Source organism: Streptomyces thioluteus (assembly GCF_039535865.1).
In genome coordinates this window covers 15,643-31,506 of record NZ_BAAAXZ010000076.1, presented here as the reverse complement: position 1 = coordinate 31,506, position 15,864 = coordinate 15,643, and the positions used below count along the sequence as shown (strand labels likewise).

The following is a 15,864-nucleotide window of genomic DNA, read 5'->3' as shown; positions in this document are numbered from 1 at the left end:
CGAGCAGCGGGAGCAGCCAGTGCTGCGGGCAGACCTGTTCGGGCTCGGGCGTCCACGGCGCGGCCGGGCGCGCGTCGGCCGTGCCCATCCGCAGCCGGTGGATCTCGTGGCCGCCGACGGCCGTCACCCAGGCGACGTCCAGCGGGTGGTCCCCGGGCCAGCCCGCGGAGCGGATCGCTCCGGCGACGCCCCAGCGCCGGAACAGCTCCATCGAACGGGGGCCCACGGTACCGACCTTGGGATGGTCGACCCGCCCGTCGCCCGCGTCCAGCAGCAGGAACGGTACGCCCCGATATCTCAGGTCGAGGGCGAGAGCCAGGCCCACCGGCCCGCCACCCACGATCACTACATCCGTCTCCCGTCGGCTCATTCGCCGTCCTCCCTCATCCGTGGGCGTTCTCCCGTCCGAAGACCTCGGCGTAGAACGCCGCGATGTCGGCGACCTGTTCGGGCACCGGCGCACAGGCGCGTACCGCGTCGGCCAGGTGCGCGCAGCGCAGCGCGAGCGCCCGGCGCGCCACGTCCGGGCGCGGTACGGGCGCGGGCACGGCCTCCAGCTCGAAGGTGGGCCCGGCGGTGCGGCCGCGCCGACCGGAGTCCAGGGTGACGAGCAGTTCGCCGAGCGGGCGCATCATGCCCGTCATGACGTCGATGGAGGCGTTCATCAGCTTCGAGCGGCGCAGGCTGGTGTCGGGCCCGGTGCCGAAGTGCTGGACCATCAGGTGCAGCATCAGCGCGTAGGAGCGGTTGAAGAGCCGGGCGACCTCGCGCGCCACCGGGTCCGTGATCGGGTCCTTGGCGGCGTCCGCCGCGCCGAGGGTGGGGTTGCGCAGCACCGGATACGCCGGATCCCAGGGCAGCAGCCGTCCGTGCGGGCCGGGGACGCGCTCGGTGGTGAGCAGTTCGCCGATGCGCAGGAACGTCTCGAAGTGCGAGGTGTCGGAGGGCGCGGCGCCGCCCAGCACCCCGCCCTCGCCCTGCTCGGTGATGAAGTCGACGGCGAACAGGGCGCTGGAGAGGTCGTCCACCTCCAACTGGTAGTCGGGGTGCGCGGTGTTGACGGACTCCCGCATGAAGACGTGGTGTTCGCGCCGCCGCCGCGCCCCTTCTCCACCAGGAAGAGGCCGGGGACGGTCCGCAGCCCCTCGCGGACCGCCGCGTACAGTTCGCTGACCGATCCCCACGCGGTGGTGCGGGGTGTGCCGGGGCCCGCCTCCCGGCCCGGACGGCGCAGCTCCGGGGTGAGACCGGCGGGCTGCTCGACGGCGATGTACCGCTGGACGCTGCCGATGCCCAGCCCCTCCAGGGCGAAGTCGAGGGGTACGGGCAACTGCCCGTTGAGCGTGCCGAAGTCGATCGCCGGGACGTGGAAGGGCTCACCGGTCGCCATGAGGATGTTGTTGACCAGCAGGAAGTGCATCATCTCCTCGCGGGCGACGTTCAGCAGGGCGCCGCGGATCCCGTCGTCGAGCGTGGCGCCGCCCCGGCCGCAGGCGAGCTCCAGCTGCCGGGCCGTCCAGCGTCCGGCGCGCACGTAGGCCAGGCCCGCGCCGTGGGTGGGGACGGAGAAGGCCGCGTACAAGTACTGGAGCATCACGGCCAGTTCCAGGGTGGCCGCCTGCCGCAGGACGGTGTGCAGCTGCCCTCTGGTGGTGATCGGGGGCGGTGCGGCGGGGGACGCGTGCACCGGCAGCGGCGGGCGCGCCAGGGCCTGCCGGTTGCGCAGATAGGCGAGCAGGAGGCGGGCCTTGGGGTCGGTGAGGTCGCGGGTGGGCGGCATGTAGTACGTGCGGTCCTTGTTGCGGGGATCGCACATCTGCCAGGCGAGTTCGGCGTAGGTCTCGACCTTGCAGCGGTCGGCGAGGCTGAAGACCTCGGAGCGCATGAAGGTGGAGGTCTGCTCGTAGTAGGCGAAGACCTCGCGGTGGAGCAGGTCGAAGTCGACCTTCTCGCGCGGGATCCGGTCCAGGTGCCAGTCGTCGGGCAGGACGCGGACGGCCAGCGCGCCGGCGCCCGCCCAGTAGCCCAGCGCGTCCTCGTCGTCGTAGGCGGCCCGGGCCGAGCCGGGGGCGCGGGGGTCGGTGCACGGGACGTCCGCCGGGCCCGCGGAGAGCAGGACCCGGCAGGTGCCCGCGCGTTCGCCGCGCAGCACGAGGACCCCGTGCCCCCGCTCGTCGGTGGTGAGCGCGCACTCCGGCGCGTACGCCTCGCCGTCCGGCGTGCGCACCCCGAGGACCACCGCGTCGCCACAGCGGGCGCCCGGCGCGCCGGCCACCGGATCGGCGGGCAGCGCACGGGGGTTGTGGTACTGGCGGACGCGCACCCCGACGGCCGCCGGGCGCCCGCGCACGTACGAGCGCAGCGGTACCCGCACGGTGTGGTCCCCGCCCCGCGCGCGGTCGCGGTGGTGGAGCACCACCAGCGCGTCGTCGGACTGGACGACGGCCTCCCGCTCGGTCAGCAGCGTCTGCGGACGGCCGTCGGCACCGGTCCGGGTCAGGCACAGCGCCGCGCCGCCGGCCGCGCGCCAGCCGGGGGCGGGGACGGTGACGATCCCGCAGGTCGCGTCCGACGGGTACGCGCCGGCGGGGACGCGGGCGACGAGCGTCCCGTCGGTGGTGCGCAAGTTCCAGCGGGCCCGCGTCGAGCGGCGCGGCCGAGCCGGTGCAGCGGCCCCGGACCGGCCTGCGTCGCACGGCTGGTGACCGGCACCGCGGTGATCATGTCGAGGGCGGCGCGGCCCTCCCGGACGTCCGCGGTGAGGTGGCGCAGCGGGGAGCCGGGGACCGGGACGAGGAGCCGGCCGGCCGGGTAGGTGCGCAGCTCCTCGGCGTGCCAGGGCGCGATCGTGCCCCGCACGCGCCACTGGCCGGGTGAGTCGGGGGGCCGGGGGCGAGGCCATGTCGTCCAGCGCGAGGCGGACGACGATCCCGTCCGCCCCGTCCTCCGCCGCGGCGCGCAGGGCGCGCACCGCGGCGGAGTCGATGCCGTCGAGCCACTCGGCCTCGTCCCGGGCGACCACGAACTGGTGGACGGCGCTGTAGCGCAGCCAGTCGGCGAGGACGTGCTCGCCGACGTCCGCGACGCGGGCGAAGGAGGTCCAGCGCGGAGGCTGGAAGCCGGTGACGCCGCCGGTGAACAGATAGCCGTCGTCGTGCGAGCGGCCGAGCCTGCCGAAGCAGAAGCGGCCGCACATCAGCGCCATGGTCCACCGGGAGGCCGGGTCCAGGTCGAAGACCCGGGCCCGGTTGACGGTGGTGCGCAGGTAGGGGTTGTAGTGGCCCCAGACGTCGACGCTGCGGCCGACGAGCGGGTCGGCGGGGTCCGGCCGGCCGTCCGGACCCTCGACGGCGGTGACGCGGGCGTCGAGCAGGAAGTGCCCGTTGCCGTCGAAGTTCCAGCCCATGGGCGCGCTGAACGCCCCGTCGGCGCACGGTTGTCCGGCGCTGTCGAAGCGCGGGCCGCGCCGGTGCAGCCAGGCGTGGTACTCGGCGGCCGGCCGGTCCGTGGGGAACGGCGCGGGGGCGGGGCCGTCGTCGGTGAGGGCGGTGTTGGTCGCGAGGTCGTTGAGCCCGCTGCGCGGCCCGGTGGGCAGCCGGGTCGTCGCCACGCCCGCGAAGTGCAGCCGGGGCAGGTCGAAGACGCTCATCGCAGGACCCCCTCCGCGCGGTCGCGCCCGCCGGATATCCGCACCGTGCGGGCGCCCGGGACGTAATGGACGAGCGCGTTGACGGCGTCGAGCGCGGAGGCGATCGCGCCCTCGATCCAGGCGGGCGCGGCCGAGCAGTGCTCGCCCGCGAAGAACAGCCGGCCCACCGGGCGGGCCGCGCGGCGCCGCTCCTCCTCGCACTCGGCGGCCGACTTGCCCCAGCGGGTGGCGCAGCCGACGGACCGGCGGGAGTGGCCCCAGGCGGCGCTGGTGGCGCCCAGCACCATGCCGGGTTCGCGCAACCGCGGGTGCGCGATGGCGAGTTCGTCGAGGACGACGCGGTGCCGCCGGCGGGCCGACAGCCGGCCGAGCCGCTCGGCCTCGTCCCCGATGGTGTAGCTGGCCAGCAGCGCGGCCCCGCGCCCCGGGGACCCGTCCACGGGCGGGTAGTACGTCTGGCGGATCAGCCCTCCGGTGAACGACGCACCGCCGCGGATGCCCTCGTCGTGCCAGAAGGGCTCCCGGCAGTGGAGGGCGACCTTCGTCGCCGGGCAGTAGACCACGTCGTCCAGGACGGCGCGCTTGTCGTCGTCGAGGCCGCGCAGGCGCATCGTCCGCAGGGCCGGGAAGGGCACGGTGCACACGACGAAATCGGCTCGCCGGACGGTCGCGCGGGCGCCGCCGCGGATCCTGACCAGCACCCCGTCGTCCCGTACGTCGATTCCGGTCACGCGACGCCCGCACTGGATCCGGCCCTTCAGCCGGGCGGCCAGCCGGCCGGGGAGCTGGTCCATGCCGCCGTCCAGGCGCAGCAGGGCGGGGCTGGTCTCGGTGAGGATGTCGTCGAGGAAGCTGTTGAGGCGTCCGCTGCACCCGGAGCGGATGTCCGGGTGGGCGGAGAACAGCGAGTGCAGGTCGATCCGGTCCCGGGCGGCGCCGCGCAGGTGCGGCGCCGGGTCGATCCGGGAGACCAGGTCCAGCAGTTGGAGGCGCAGGTCCGCGCGGAGCGCCTCGCGCAGGTCGGGCGGGGCGATGGCGTCGACGATGGCGGTCAGCCACGCGCCGAAGACCACGACGGGGTCGTGCTCGCCGGGCCGGGGGTCGGGGTCGGATCCTGATCCGGGGCCGGAGTCCTGCGGGCCGAGTCCCGCCCGGAAGCCGGCGCACAGCGGGCCGGAGGCGTCGCGGATCCGCACGAAACCGCCGTCGGTGTGCAGAAAGGCGTTCTCCTCGGAGAGCAGGGTGCTGAAGGTGCGCAGTTTTCCGGTGAGCCCCATGCGGTCGATGTATTCCAGGGTGAGGCGGTGCCGGTCGGGAATGCGCATGGCGCCGAGTTCGACGGACGGGGCGCCCGGGCCGGTGCCGAACCGGTGGGTGCGGATGCGGCCGCCGATGCGGGAGTCGGCCTCCACCACGTCCACGCGGAAATGACGTCGCTCCAGTTCGTAGGCGGCGGTGAGGCCGGCTATGCCTGCGCCGACGACCAGGACGTGCGGCCGTTTCTGTTCGAGCCGGTCGAATTCGTGCACATGCCAAAGTTCCGGAGTGCCGGACATTGAGTTTCCCCCCGTAAATGTTCGGCTATTTCCCGTTTGCGACTCCAAGGAATGGCACGTGGTTCCTCGGGGCGCAACGCTTTTTCCGGACAAGAGGGGCCTTTGTGCCGACGGGCAGGTCAAGGGGAAACGGCGTAGGGGAATTACGCCGGTCACATGCGCGGAAAGGGCATCCGAGGACTGCGGCGGACAATCCGGACCGCGCGGCGCCCCTACCGCGGAAGGACCGCCCCGCCCCCGCCGCCCGCGCATCCCCCGGCCGTACTCCATCGGCAGTAGGACCGAGTCCGTACCCGGGTACGACGACGCGGCGGGCGGTGCGGGGCATCGTTGGAGGTATGGACGACGACCGTACGGACCGCAGAGGCGCCTCGTGAGCTCACTGGCGCTGTCGGTGCTGCTCTGCCTGGTGTCCGCCGTCTGCTACGCGGCCGCGGCCATCGTGCAGGAGAAGGTCGCCGCCACGGCCCCCGGCGGGGACGGCGGCGTGTGCGGGCCCCTGCGCAGCGCGCCCTGGTGGGGCGCCGTGGCGCTCACCGGCCTGGGCGCGGGACTGCACGTCCTGGCGCTGGCCTGGGGGCCGTTGAGCCTGGTGCAGCCGATGGGCGCGCTCACCATCGTCTTCGCCCTGCCGATGGCCGCCCTCTTCGCGCGCCGGCCCGTCGGTGCGGCCGGCCGGCGCGGCGCCCTGCTGGCCACGGGCGGCCTCGCCGGGCTGCTCGCCCTCACCGGGCCGCCCCGCACCGAGTCCCTCGCCGCCGGCGAACGCCCCGTGCTCGCGGGCACGGTGCTCGCCGGCGTCACGCTGCTGATGCTCGCCGCGCGCCGGGCGCGCCGGCCCGCGGTGCGCGGTGTCGTCCTGGCCACGGCGGCCGGTGCGGCCTTCGGCGTGGCGTCGGTCTTCACGAAGGCCGCGGCGGAGGACCTGACCCATGGACGCACGGCCGCGCTGGTGCCCACCCTGGTCGTCATCGCGGTCCTGGCCTCCGCGGGCATGCTGCTCTCCCAGTCGTCCTACCGAGGCGCGGGCCTGGCCGCCCCGCTGGCGACGGTCACCGTCGTCAACCCCGTCGTGGCCGCGGCTGTCGGTGTCGCCGTGCTCGGGGAGGGCTTCCGGTACGGGGTGATGGGTGGGGTGTCGGCGGGGCTGGCGGGGGGTGTTGCGGTGGTGGGGGTGGTGTTGCTGACGTTGCGGGGGGTGGCGGAGGAGGATGCCGGGGCGGCGCGTGTGCCGACGGCGCGGGGTGCGGCGGAGCCGCAGGGGCGGTGCCTGGTGGCGGCGGGGCGGCCGGACGACGGGCCGGGGTAGGGGTTGTTGCCCCGGTCCCTCCCCAGAGTGGGGGTACCCCCACTCTGGGGAGGGACCGGGGCAACAACCCCCGCGGAGCGCACGCCCCGTGGTGCCCTGGGGTACATCGCGTCACCATGGTGCCGCGGTCACGTCAAAGATGACGGGCCGTCATCTACCGGAGCGAGGAGCCCCCGTGGACTTCGACGTCGTCGTGGAAATCCCGCAAGGCAGCCGCAACAAGTACGAGATGGACCACGCGCTCGGCCGCATCCGGCTGGACCGGCTGCTCTTCACCTCCACCCGCTACCCGGCCGACTACGGCTACGTCGACGGAACGCTCGGCGCCGACGGCGAGCCGCTGGACGCCCTCGTCCTCGCCGGTGAGGGCACCTTTCCCGGCGTGGTGATCCGCTGCCGGGCGATCGGGATGTTCCGCATGCGCGACGAGGCGGGCGAGGACGCCAAGGTGCTCTGCGTCCCGGCCGGCGACCCGCGCCACGAGCACCTGCGCGACCTGCGCCACCTCCCGGAGTTCGACCGGCTGGAGATCCAGCACTTCTTCGAGGTCTACAAGGAGCTGGAGCCCGGCAAGTCCGTGGACGGCGCGTGCTGGGCCGACCGCGCGGCGGCCGAGGCGGAGATCGCCGCGTCCCGGGAGAGGGCCCGCGCGTAGCGTGGGTGCGGTGCGGTAGAACGGGTCATGGTCCCCGCCCGCGCCCCGCGCGCGTACCTCCCGGCCGTCGCCCTCGCCTTCGCCGTTCTCCAACTGTGCTACGCCGTCGCGCACATGGACCTCGGCTGGGACGAGACCGTCTACCTCTCGCAGACCGACCCCCACCGCCCGGCCGCCTTCTTCAGCGCGCCCAGGTCGCGCGGCATCAGCCTGCTCGCCGCGCCCGTCGTCGCCGTCACCCCGTCGGTGACGGCGGTGCGCGTGGTGCTCGTGCTGCTGTCCTCGGCCGCGCTCCTCGCCGCGTACCGGGTGTGGGAACCGCTGCTCTCCCGGGGCCGCGCCGCCCTCGCGGCCCTGCTGTTCTGCACCCTGTGGACCACGGTGCTCTACGGCCCGCAGGCGATGCCCAACCTCTGGGTCGCGCTCGCCTCGGTCGCCGCCGCCGGCTGGTTCCTGCGCGCCCGGCGGGAGCCCGGCCGCACCGCGTCCCTGGCCTGGCTCACCGTTACCCTCGCCGCCGCCACCCTCTTCCGCACGCACGACGGCGTCTGGCTCGCCCTGCCGATGCTGGCCGCCTGCGCGGCCGTACGGGAGTGGCGGCGGCCCGGCACCGTGGCCGCCGTCCTCGGCGGGCCCGCCCTCGGGGGAGCCCAGTGGGCCGCCGAGGCGTACGTCCGGTTCGGCGGCATCGGGCCCCGGCTCCGCGTCGCCGGCGACACCGAGGGCGGCATGGGCGGCCACCTCGGCGGCGGGCTGCGGGCCGCCTACCGCAGCCTCGACGGGCCCCAGCTCTGCCGCCCCTGCCACATCGCCGCCCCGCCGGTCGCCCACACGCTGTGGTGGCTGCTGCTCCCCGCGCTCGCCGCCGTCGCCTGCGTCCTCGCCGCCCGCCGCCGCGCGGGCGCCGCCACCGTCCACCTGCCCGTCGCCTGCGCGCTCCTGCTCGCCGCCCCCTACCTCCTGCTGCTCGACTACGCGGCCCCGCGCTTCCTGCTGCCCGCCTACGCCCTTCTCGCGCTGCCCGTCGCCGACCTCGCCGTTCGGGCCGTGCGGAAAGCCCCACCACCCTGGCTCCGCCGTGCCGTGACCCTGCTGCTGTGCGCCGCGTTCGCCGGCCACCTCGCCGTCCAGATGAAGGAGCTGCGGGCGAACGCGGCGGACGCCCGGGACACCACCGTCCGCTACCGCCGCGCCGCCCGGGAGCTCGGCCGCCTCGGGCTGGACGCCCCCTGTCTGGTCACCGGGCCGCGCGCGCAGCCCATCGGCTACGAGGCGGGCTGCGCCTCGGCCCAGACCATGGGCAACAACCGCTCCGCCACCACCGCCGACATCGTCCGGGCCGCCGCGTCCGGGCCCGTGGCCCTGCTCTACGATCCCGGTGACCCCTATCTGCCGTCGTACGCCCGCGACTGGAGACCCCACCGTCTCCCGGGCACCGACTGGCTCGCGTACATCCCCCTCGCGTACAAACCCTGAACTCCCTTCCGACCGGTCGGTATTCAGATCTGCCGCAGCAGCGCCTCGACGTCGCCGTCGAGGTCCAGGAAGCCGGTCTCACCGCCCACCGGCACCAGTGCGTACGAGCGGGCGAGGAAGCCGCGCAGTTCCTCGGTTTCGATCTGGATCATCGCGACCCCCTCGGGCGCGTGGAACTCCAGGACCGTGCGGTCCGGGCCGCACGGCCACACCCGGACGTCGCCGCCGCCCGAGGGCGACAGCAGCCCTCCGGCCAGCAGGTCCCGCGCGAACGCCCACTCGACCTCGGCACCGTCGAGCGAGGCGGCCGGGGGAAAGGCGATGTGCACGGCGAAGGGGTCGGCGGGGGCGTAGCGCAGATGGGCGGGGATCTGGCGGGGGCGGGGGGAGGACGCGATGAGCTGTGCCTGGACGGCCTGGTCGATGACAGGGGACAACGCCTGCTCCCTTGCGGTTGGTTGACTGCCGGGCGGTGGGACCCGTGGTCGTGCGCGGTTGTACGCACTGGGAGACGGCGGATCGACCGGCTCAGTGCTGGAATCGGGAGTGATATACGTCACGGCCCTTGGGAAAAACCGGCATTCGGCTTCTGTGCCTACGGATGTGAAGCAAACACGCCAAGTGCCAAGGGTTCATGGCATAGCCGTCTTCCGTGCCCCGCGGCCCCGGGTGCCCCGCCCGTCCGCGGGTCCACGCCGTCCAACGCGCGCCCCACGCCGCACAGTTCCGCCGCCCGGTCGGCGCACCGGCAGCACCGCCCGCACCTCCCGTGCCCCCGGCACCGGCCCCGCCGTCGGCGAACCGCCGATCGCGTCCGCCCGTCCGGCGGCCCCGGCCGGTCCCGCCCGCCGCCGTCCCCGGGGGCGCGCCGAGGCGCGGCAGGCGCTTCGGCGCACTCGTCGCGCACCGACACGAACAACCGCCGCGCCGGCCGCCGGAGCGGGACCGTGACCGCCCGCGCACCGCGACAGTGCCGCGCCGGGTCCGCCGGGGCCCCGGCGAACTCGGCGCGGCGGGCCGGGTCAGGGCCGGGGCCGCTCCTCGCGGAACGTCTCCAGGGCCGGGGCCGTCTTCGTCGGGACGAACTCGGTGATCGCGTACTCGCACACCCCCGCCACCGAGAACGGATCGCTCCGCGTGATCTCCTCGATCTTCTCCCGGTCCACGCCGGCCGCCAGGATCACCCCGCCGTCGCGCGGCACCTTCCGGCCGGAGGCCAGGAACAGTCCGGACGCGTAGTGCGCGTCCAGCCAGGCGACGTGCTCCGCATGGGCGGCTTCCACGCGCTCGAGGGGCGCGATGTAGGTCAGTTCCAGTACGAACATGATCGACAGGCTACGGGCCCGCCCCGCCCGTCCCGTACCGTGGCCGCGTCATGAACCACACGTCCCATGAACTGCCCCCCGACTGGCCCACCACGGAGCGGCAGGCGCTCGCCGTCCAGCTCGACCTGCGCACACGCGTCGTCCTGGACGAGCCCGGGCCGCCGCCCGGCGCGCCGCTCACCGCCGTCGGCGTCGACGTCGCCTACGACGACGAGCGGGACCTCGTCGCCGCGGCCGCCGTCGCGCTCGACGCGCGCACCCTCGAGGTCGTGGCCGAGGCCACCGCCGTCGGGCGGGTCGCCTTCCCCTACGTGCCCGGCCTGCTCGCCTTCCGCGAGATTCCGACCGTGCTCACCGCGCTGCGCCGCCTGGACGCCGACCCCGGCCTGGTGGTCTGCGACGGGTACGGGCTCGCCCACCCGCGCCGCTTCGGCCTCGCGGCGCACCTGGGCGTGCTGACCGGGCTGCCCACGATCGGCGTCGCCAAGAACCCCTTCACCTTCCGCCACGCGCCGCCCGGCCCGGACCGGGGCGCCTGGTCACCCCTGCTGGACGGGGACGAGGAGGTCGGCCGGGCCCTGCGCACCCGGGCCGGCGTCAAGCCGGTGTTCGTCTCCGTGGGGCACCGGGTGAGCCTGGACCGGGCCTGCGCCCATGTGCTGTCCCTGGCCCGGGACTTCCGGCTGCCGGAGACGACACGGCGGGCGGACGCGCTGTGCCGACGGGCTCTGGCGCGGGCGGTGGCGGACGGGTAGGAACGGGCATGCCACCGCCTACCCCCGTGGAGGACCCGTGCGACTCTCCGGCTTCGTCCCGCCCCTGTGCACGCCCTTCACCCCCGGCGGTGAGGTCGACACCGGCTCCCTGCGCCGCCTCGTCGAGCATCTGCTCGCGGGCGGCGCCTCCGCGCTCTTCGCCCTCGGGACCAGCGGGGAGGCCGCCCATCTGACCGCCGGGCAGCGGCGCACGGTCGTCCGGACCGTCGTCGACGCGGCGGGCGGACTGGTGCCCGTGCTCGCCGGGGTCATCGACATGACCACACCGCGGGTGCTGGAGCACGCGCGCGACGCGGCGGAGGCGGGGGCGGACGTCCTCGTCGCGACCGCGCCGTTCTACAGCGGCGTGCACCCCGTGGAGACGGCGGACCACTTCCGCCGGGTCCGGGACGGGGCCGGGCTGCCGTTGCTCGCGTACGACATCCCGCCCTGCGTCCACAGCAAGCTGCCGGGCGAGGTGCTGCTGTCCCTCGCCTCGGACGGGACCCTGATCGGCCTCAAGGACAGCAGCGGTGACACCAATGCCCTGCGCCGGCTGCTCGTCGAGCGGCGCCGCCGCGGGCTGGAGTCCGTCTTCTCCGTCCTCACCGGCTCGGAGCTGACGGTCGACGCCGCGCTGCTGATGGGGGCGGACGGGGTCGTGGCGGGGCTGGGGAACGTGGATCCGGCGGGGTACGCGCGGGTGTGCGCGCATGCCCGGGCCGGGCGGTGGGAGGCGGCCGTGGCCGAACAGGACCGGCTGGCCGGGCTGTTCGCTCTGGTGGAGGCGGGGAGCGACATGAGCGGGACGGCGTCCGCGATCGGGGGTTTCAAGGCGGCGCTGCATCTGCTGGGAGTGATCGACTGTCCCGTCACGGCGGTGCCGTTGCAGGAGTTGCCGGGGGACGGGGTGGCGGTGGTGCGGAAGCTGCTGGAGGGGGCGGGGCTGCTGTGAGGGGCGGGATGTGCCGGCGCCTCCTCTAGCGTGGCCCCATGGACAACCGCACCGCCGCCGCCATCCGCGCCTTCGCGCTCTCCCTGCCCGGGGCCGTCGAGGAGTTCCCCTGGGGCGACCGCCCCGTCGCCAAGGTCAACAAGAAGATCTTCGCCTTCCTGGGGGACGAGGGCATCTCGGTCAAGCTCGCGGACGACGAGGTCCACGGACACGCCCTCGCCGTTCCGGGCGCCACCCCCACCGCGTACGGGCTCGGGCGCTCCGGCTGGGTGGACATCCCGCTGCACGGGGGCGTCGAGCTGCTCTGCGACTGGGTCGAGGAGAGCTACCGCACCGTCGCCCCGAAGAAGCTCGTCGCGGAGCTGGACGCCGGGCCGTCAAATCCGGTCGCATGAACAGGGCTTGTGGAAACTGGAACACGTTCTTAACATCGCGGGTGTTACAGCGGCTTTGTCACACAGGGGCGTGAGCGACTCATGGCGGAGGACACGGCGGAGGACACGGCGGAGGACACAGCAGGCGGCCCGCTCGCGGGACTGCGCGTCGTCGAGCTCGCCGGCATCGGCCCCGGCCCCTTCGCCGCCATGCTCCTCGGCGACCTGGGCGCCGACGTCGTCCGGGTGGACCGCCCCGGCGGGCCCGGACTCGGTGTCGGCCCCCGGCACGACGTCACCAACCGCAACAAGCGCTCCGTCCTCGTGGACCTCAAGGCCGACGGCGGCCCGGAGACCGTTCTCGGCCTCGTCGAGCGCGCGGACGTGCTCCTGGAGGGCTACCGGCCCGGCGTCGCCGAGCGGCTCGGCGTCGGGCCGGAAGCCTGCCTGGCCCGCAACCCCCGCCTGGTGTACGGGCGGATGACCGGCTGGGGCCAGGAGGGCCCGCTGGCCGGCGCCGCCGGGCACGACATCGGCTACATCGCCGTCACCGGCGCGCTCGGGCTGACGGGCGCGGCCGACGGGCCGCCGTACGCCCCGGCCAATCTGCTGGGCGACTACGCGGGCGGTTCCCTCTACCTCGTCGTCGGGATCCTGGCCGCGCTGCGGCACGCCCAGGCCACCGGCGCGGGCCAGGTGGTCGACGCGGCGATCGTCGACGGCACCGCGCACCTGACCGCGATGCTCCACGGGATGCTGGCCGAGGGGAGCTGGCAGGACCGCCGCGGGGCCAACCTGCTCGACGGCGGGGCGCCGTTCTACGGCACGTACGCGACCGCCGACGGCGGCCACATGGCCGTCGGGGCCCTGGAGCCGCGCTTCTACGCCGAGTTCGCCCGGCTGCTGGGCCTGCCGGAGGAGACGGCCGCGGCCCGCGACGACCCCGGCCGCTGGGGCGAGCTGCGGGACGCCGTCGCCGCGCGGTTCCGGCGGCGCACCCGTGCCGAGTGGACGGAGGTGTTCGAGGGCTCGGACGCCTGTGTGGCTCCTGTCCTGTCCCTGCGCGAGGCCGCGGACCACCCGCACCTCGCCGCCCGCGCCACCTTCACCCGCCACGACGGCACCGTCCAGCCCGCCCCCGCGCCGCGCTTCTCCGCCACCCCGGCCGGCCTGCGACGGCCGCCCGCGCTGCCGGGCGCGCACACCACGGAGGTGGCCCGGGACTGGGGCGTGCCCCGGCTCGACCCGAAAGGTCAGCGATCATGAAACGTCAGCTCTTCGACGAGGGGCACGAAGCCTTCCGCGCCACCGTGCGGACGTTCCTGGAGCGGGAGTTCGTCCCGCACCGCGAGCAGTGGGAGGACGACGGCATCGTCTCGCGCGAGGCGTGGCGGGCCGCCGGGCGGCAGGGCCTGCTCGGCCTCGCCGCGCCCGAGGAGTACGGCGGCGGGGGCACCGCCGACTTCCGCCACAGCGCCGTCCTGGCCGAGGAGTTCGCCCGGGCCGGGGCCGCCGGCTTCGCCGTCCCCCTGCACAACGACATCATCGGCCCGTACCTGACGACCCTGGCCACCGAGGAGCAGAAGCGGCGCTGGCTGCCCGGCTTCTGCAGCGGCGAGACGGTCTCCGCCGTCGCCATGACCGAGCCGGGCGCGGGCTCCGACCTCCAGGGCATCAGGACGGCCGCCGTCGACAAGGGCGACCACTGGGTGATCAACGGTTCCAAGACGTTCATCTCCAACGGCATCCTCGCCGACCTGGTGGTCGTCGTCGCCCGGACCACCCCGGAGGGCGGGGCCAAGGGGCTGAGCCTGTTCGTCGTCGAGCGGGGCGCCGAGGGCTTCGAGCGCGGGCGCAACCTCGCCAAGATCGGCCAGAAGGCGCAGGACACCGCCGAGTTGTTCTTCCACGACGTCCGCGTGCCCAAGGAGAACCTGCTCGGTGAGCTGCACGGCGCGTTCGGCCATCTGATGGCCAACCTGCCGCAGGAGCGGCTGACCATCGCCGTCGGCGCCGCCGCCGCGGCCGAGCACCTGCTGGAGGAGACGAAGCGCTACGTCAAGGAGCGCGAGGCGTTCGGCGGGCCGATCGCGCGCTTCCAGCACATCCGCTTCGAGATCGCCGAGATGGCCACGGAGTGTGCGCGGTCACCCGGACGTTCGTCGACCGCTGCATCGTCGATCACGGTGCGGGCGAACTCGACGCCGTCCACGCCTCGATGGCCAAGTGGTGGGCCACCGAGCTGTTCAAGCGGGTGGCGACCGCTGCCTGCAGCTCCACGGCGGGTACGGGTACATGGCCGAGTACCCGGTCGCCCGGGCGTTCACCGACGGCCGGGTCCAGACGATCTACGGCGGCACGACCGAGATCATGAAGGAGATCATCGGCCGTGCGCTGCTGGCCTGATGTCCCGACCTACCAGGAAGGCTGCTGACTTGAGCACCGAAGCGTACGTCTATGACGCCCTCCGCACCCCGCGCGGGCGCGGCAAGGCGAACGGCTCCCTGCACGGGACCAAGCCCATCGACCTCGTCGTGGGCCTGATCCACGAGCTGCGGCGCCGCTTCCCGGGGCTGGACCCGGCGGCGATCGACGACATCGTGCTCGGCGTCGTCAGCCCCGTCGGCGAGCAGGGCTCCGACATCGCCCGGATCGCCGCCCATCGCGGCCGGACTCCCCGACACCGTCGCCGGCGTCCAGGAGAACCGCTTCTGTGCCTCGGGCCTGGAGGCCGTCAATCTGGCCGCGGTCAAGGTGCGTTCGGGCTGGGAGGACCTGGTCCTCGCCGGGGGCGTCGAGTCGATGTCCCGGGTGCCGATGGCGTCCGACGGCGGTGCCTGGTTCGGCGACCCGATGACCAACTTCGCGACGGGCTTCGTCCCGCAGGGCATCGGGGCCGACCTCATCGCGACGATCGGCGGGTACGGCCGGCACGACGTCGACGCCTTCGCGGCGCGCTCGCAGGAGCGGGCGGCGACCGCCTGGAAGGAGGGCCGCTTCGACCGGTCCGTCGTCCCCGTGCGCGACCGGGCCGGGATCGTCGTCCTCGACCGCGACGAGCACCTCCGGCCCGGCACGACGCCGGAGACCCTGGCCGGTCTCAAGCCGTCGTTCGCGGCGATCGGCGAGGCGGGCGGGTTCGACGCGGTGGCGCTGCAGAAGTACCACTGGGTGGAGAAGATCGACCACGTGCACCACGCGGGGAACTCCTCCGGGATCGTCGACGGCGCGTCCCTCGTGGCGATCGGCAACCGGGAGGTGGGCGAGCGGTACGGGCTCGCGCCGCGGGCCCGGATCGTCTCCGCGGCCGTCTCCGGCTCCGAGCCGACCATCATGCTCACCGGCCCGGCGCCGGCGACGCGCAAGGCGCTCGCGAAGGCGGGTCTGACGATCGACGACATCGACCTCGTCGAGATCAACGAGGCGTTCGCGGCGGTGGTGCTGCGGTTCGTGGACGAGATGGGGGTGGATATGGAGCGCGTCAATGTGAACGGCGGGGCGATCGCGCTGGGGCATCCGCTGGGGGCTACGGGGGCGATGCTGCTGGGCACGGTGATCGATGAACTGGAGCGGCGGGGTGGGCGGTTCGGGCTGGTGACGCTGTGTGTGGGCGGGGGGGATGGGGGTGGCGACGGTGGTCGAGCGGGTGTAGCCGCCGGAGGCGGCGGATTTTCTCCCCGCCCCGCCCTTTCACCGTTTCCACAAGGGCTGTGCCCCTGCGCCACCCCGCGGCGCGCGGTGCGCACCGGGACGCGGGGCTTCGCCCCCTGCACCCCACCGGGGGCTCCGCCCCCTGGACCCCCGGTGCCC

The 15,864-nt window shown here is 74.6% G+C and carries 12 protein-coding genes and 4 pseudogenes; 9 read left to right on the top strand and 7 right to left on the bottom strand.

Translation table 11 applies throughout. The annotated features are described in order from the left end of the window. From ABD794_RS09870 to ABD794_RS09850, 5 genes and pseudogenes are all read right to left on the bottom strand, one after another. Positions 1–370 (bottom strand): FAD-dependent monooxygenase (locus tag ABD794_RS09870; RefSeq protein ID WP_344962452.1); only part of this gene is annotated, 370 nt, incomplete at its 3' end. A gap of 13 nt (positions 371–383) precedes the next feature. Beyond that, the gene (locus ABD794_RS09865; RefSeq protein WP_344962454.1) at positions 384–776 is read right to left on the bottom strand and encodes a hypothetical protein; all 393 of its coding nucleotides are present in this window, start codon (positions 774–776) and stop codon (positions 384–386) included. 192 nt (positions 777–968) lie between these two features. Continuing rightward, positions 969–1,073: pseudogene (locus ABD794_RS09860) on the bottom strand (hypothetical protein); the annotation flags it as partial. A 110-nt stretch (positions 1,074–1,183) separates the two neighbouring features. Further along, positions 1,184–1,594 (bottom strand): annotated as a pseudogene (locus tag ABD794_RS09855) (ferritin-like domain-containing protein); the annotation flags it as partial. A gap of 2,051 nt (positions 1,595–3,645) precedes the next feature. Beyond that, positions 3,646–5,205: a flavin monoamine oxidase family protein gene (locus ABD794_RS09850; protein ID WP_344962450.1), complete on the bottom strand. Its 1,560-nt coding sequence runs from the start codon at positions 5,203–5,205 to the stop codon at positions 3,646–3,648. A gap of 373 nt (positions 5,206–5,578) precedes the next feature. Here ABD794_RS09850 and ABD794_RS09845 point away from each other — a divergent pair, with 373 nt between their 5' ends. The 3 genes from ABD794_RS09845 (at position 5,579) to ABD794_RS09835 (ending at position 8,645) form a co-directional block, all read left to right on the top strand. Further along, on the top strand, positions 5,579–6,514 hold the full coding sequence (locus ABD794_RS09845) for a DMT family transporter (RefSeq protein ID WP_344962448.1): 936 nt from the start codon (positions 5,579–5,581) through the stop codon (positions 6,512–6,514). A 175-nt stretch (positions 6,515–6,689) separates the two neighbouring features. Beyond that, entirely contained in the window at positions 6,690–7,169 is a 480-nt protein-coding gene (locus ABD794_RS09840; protein WP_344962446.1) for an inorganic diphosphatase, read from the top strand. A gap of 27 nt (positions 7,170–7,196) precedes the next feature. After that, positions 7,197–8,645, top strand: a complete 1,449-nt coding sequence (locus ABD794_RS09835) for a hypothetical protein (RefSeq protein ID WP_344962444.1) — start codon at positions 7,197–7,199, stop codon at positions 8,643–8,645. Between the two features lie 23 nt (positions 8,646–8,668). Here the strand turns inward: ABD794_RS09835 and ssgD are convergent, their stop codons facing one another. Beyond that, positions 8,669–9,082, bottom strand: coding sequence for a spore wall synthesis regulator SsgD (ssgD, locus tag ABD794_RS09830; protein ID WP_344962442.1), 414 nt, complete (start codon positions 9,080–9,082; stop codon positions 8,669–8,671). A gap of 585 nt (positions 9,083–9,667) precedes the next feature. Further along, on the bottom strand, positions 9,668–9,970 hold the full coding sequence (locus tag ABD794_RS09825; RefSeq protein ID WP_344962439.1) for a YciI family protein: 303 nt from the start codon (positions 9,968–9,970) through the stop codon (positions 9,668–9,670). A 50-nt stretch (positions 9,971–10,020) separates the two neighbouring features. Between ABD794_RS09825 and ABD794_RS09820 the strand changes: the two genes are divergently transcribed. The 6 genes and pseudogenes from ABD794_RS09820 to ABD794_RS09795 all read left to right on the top strand — a co-directional run bounded on the left by ABD794_RS09820 (position 10,021) and on the right by ABD794_RS09795 (position 15,706). Next, on the top strand, positions 10,021–10,725 hold the full coding sequence (locus ABD794_RS09820; protein ID WP_344962437.1) for an endonuclease V: 705 nt from the start codon (positions 10,021–10,023) through the stop codon (positions 10,723–10,725). A gap of 37 nt (positions 10,726–10,762) precedes the next feature. Then, a complete protein-coding gene (locus tag ABD794_RS09815; protein ID WP_344962435.1) occupies positions 10,763–11,680 on the top strand; it encodes a dihydrodipicolinate synthase family protein in 918 nt (305 codons plus the stop codon). 38 nt (positions 11,681–11,718) lie between these two features. Next, positions 11,719–12,075 (top strand): MmcQ/YjbR family DNA-binding protein, encoded by a 357-nt coding sequence (locus ABD794_RS09810; protein ID WP_344962433.1) that lies wholly within the window; start codon positions 11,719–11,721, stop codon positions 12,073–12,075. Between the two features lie 81 nt (positions 12,076–12,156). Further along, positions 12,157–13,320 (top strand): CaiB/BaiF CoA transferase family protein, encoded by a 1,164-nt coding sequence (locus ABD794_RS09805; protein ID WP_344962431.1) that lies wholly within the window; start codon positions 12,157–12,159, stop codon positions 13,318–13,320. Beyond that, a pseudogene (locus tag ABD794_RS09800) lies at positions 13,317–14,460 on the top strand (acyl-CoA dehydrogenase family protein). The gene ABD794_RS09805 and the pseudogene ABD794_RS09800 overlap by 4 nt, the downstream one beginning before the upstream one ends. Positions 14,461–14,489: 29 nt before the next feature. Further along, positions 14,490–15,706 (top strand): annotated as a pseudogene (locus ABD794_RS09795) (acetyl-CoA C-acetyltransferase). The last annotated feature ends 158 nt before the right edge of the window (positions 15,707–15,864 follow it).

Bases quoted from the DNA above. Each gene is read 5' to 3' on its own strand.
- ABD794_RS09850 (WP_344962450.1), bottom strand. From the start codon at position 5,205: ATGTCCGGCACTCCGGAACTTTGGCATGTGCACGAATTCGACCGGCTC.
- ABD794_RS09835 (WP_344962444.1), top strand. From the start codon at position 7,197: ATGGTCCCCGCCCGCGCCCCGCGCGCGTACCTCCCGGCCGTCGCCCTC.
- ABD794_RS09825 (WP_344962439.1), bottom strand. From the start codon at position 9,970: ATGTTCGTACTGGAACTGACCTACATCGCGCCCCTCGAGCGCGTGGAA.
- ABD794_RS09820 (WP_344962437.1), top strand. From the start codon at position 10,021: ATGAACCACACGTCCCATGAACTGCCCCCCGACTGGCCCACCACGGAG.
- ABD794_RS09810 (WP_344962433.1), top strand. From the start codon at position 11,719: ATGGACAACCGCACCGCCGCCGCCATCCGCGCCTTCGCGCTCTCCCTG.
- ABD794_RS09805 (WP_344962431.1), top strand. From the start codon at position 12,157: ATGGCGGAGGACACGGCGGAGGACACGGCGGAGGACACAGCAGGCGGC.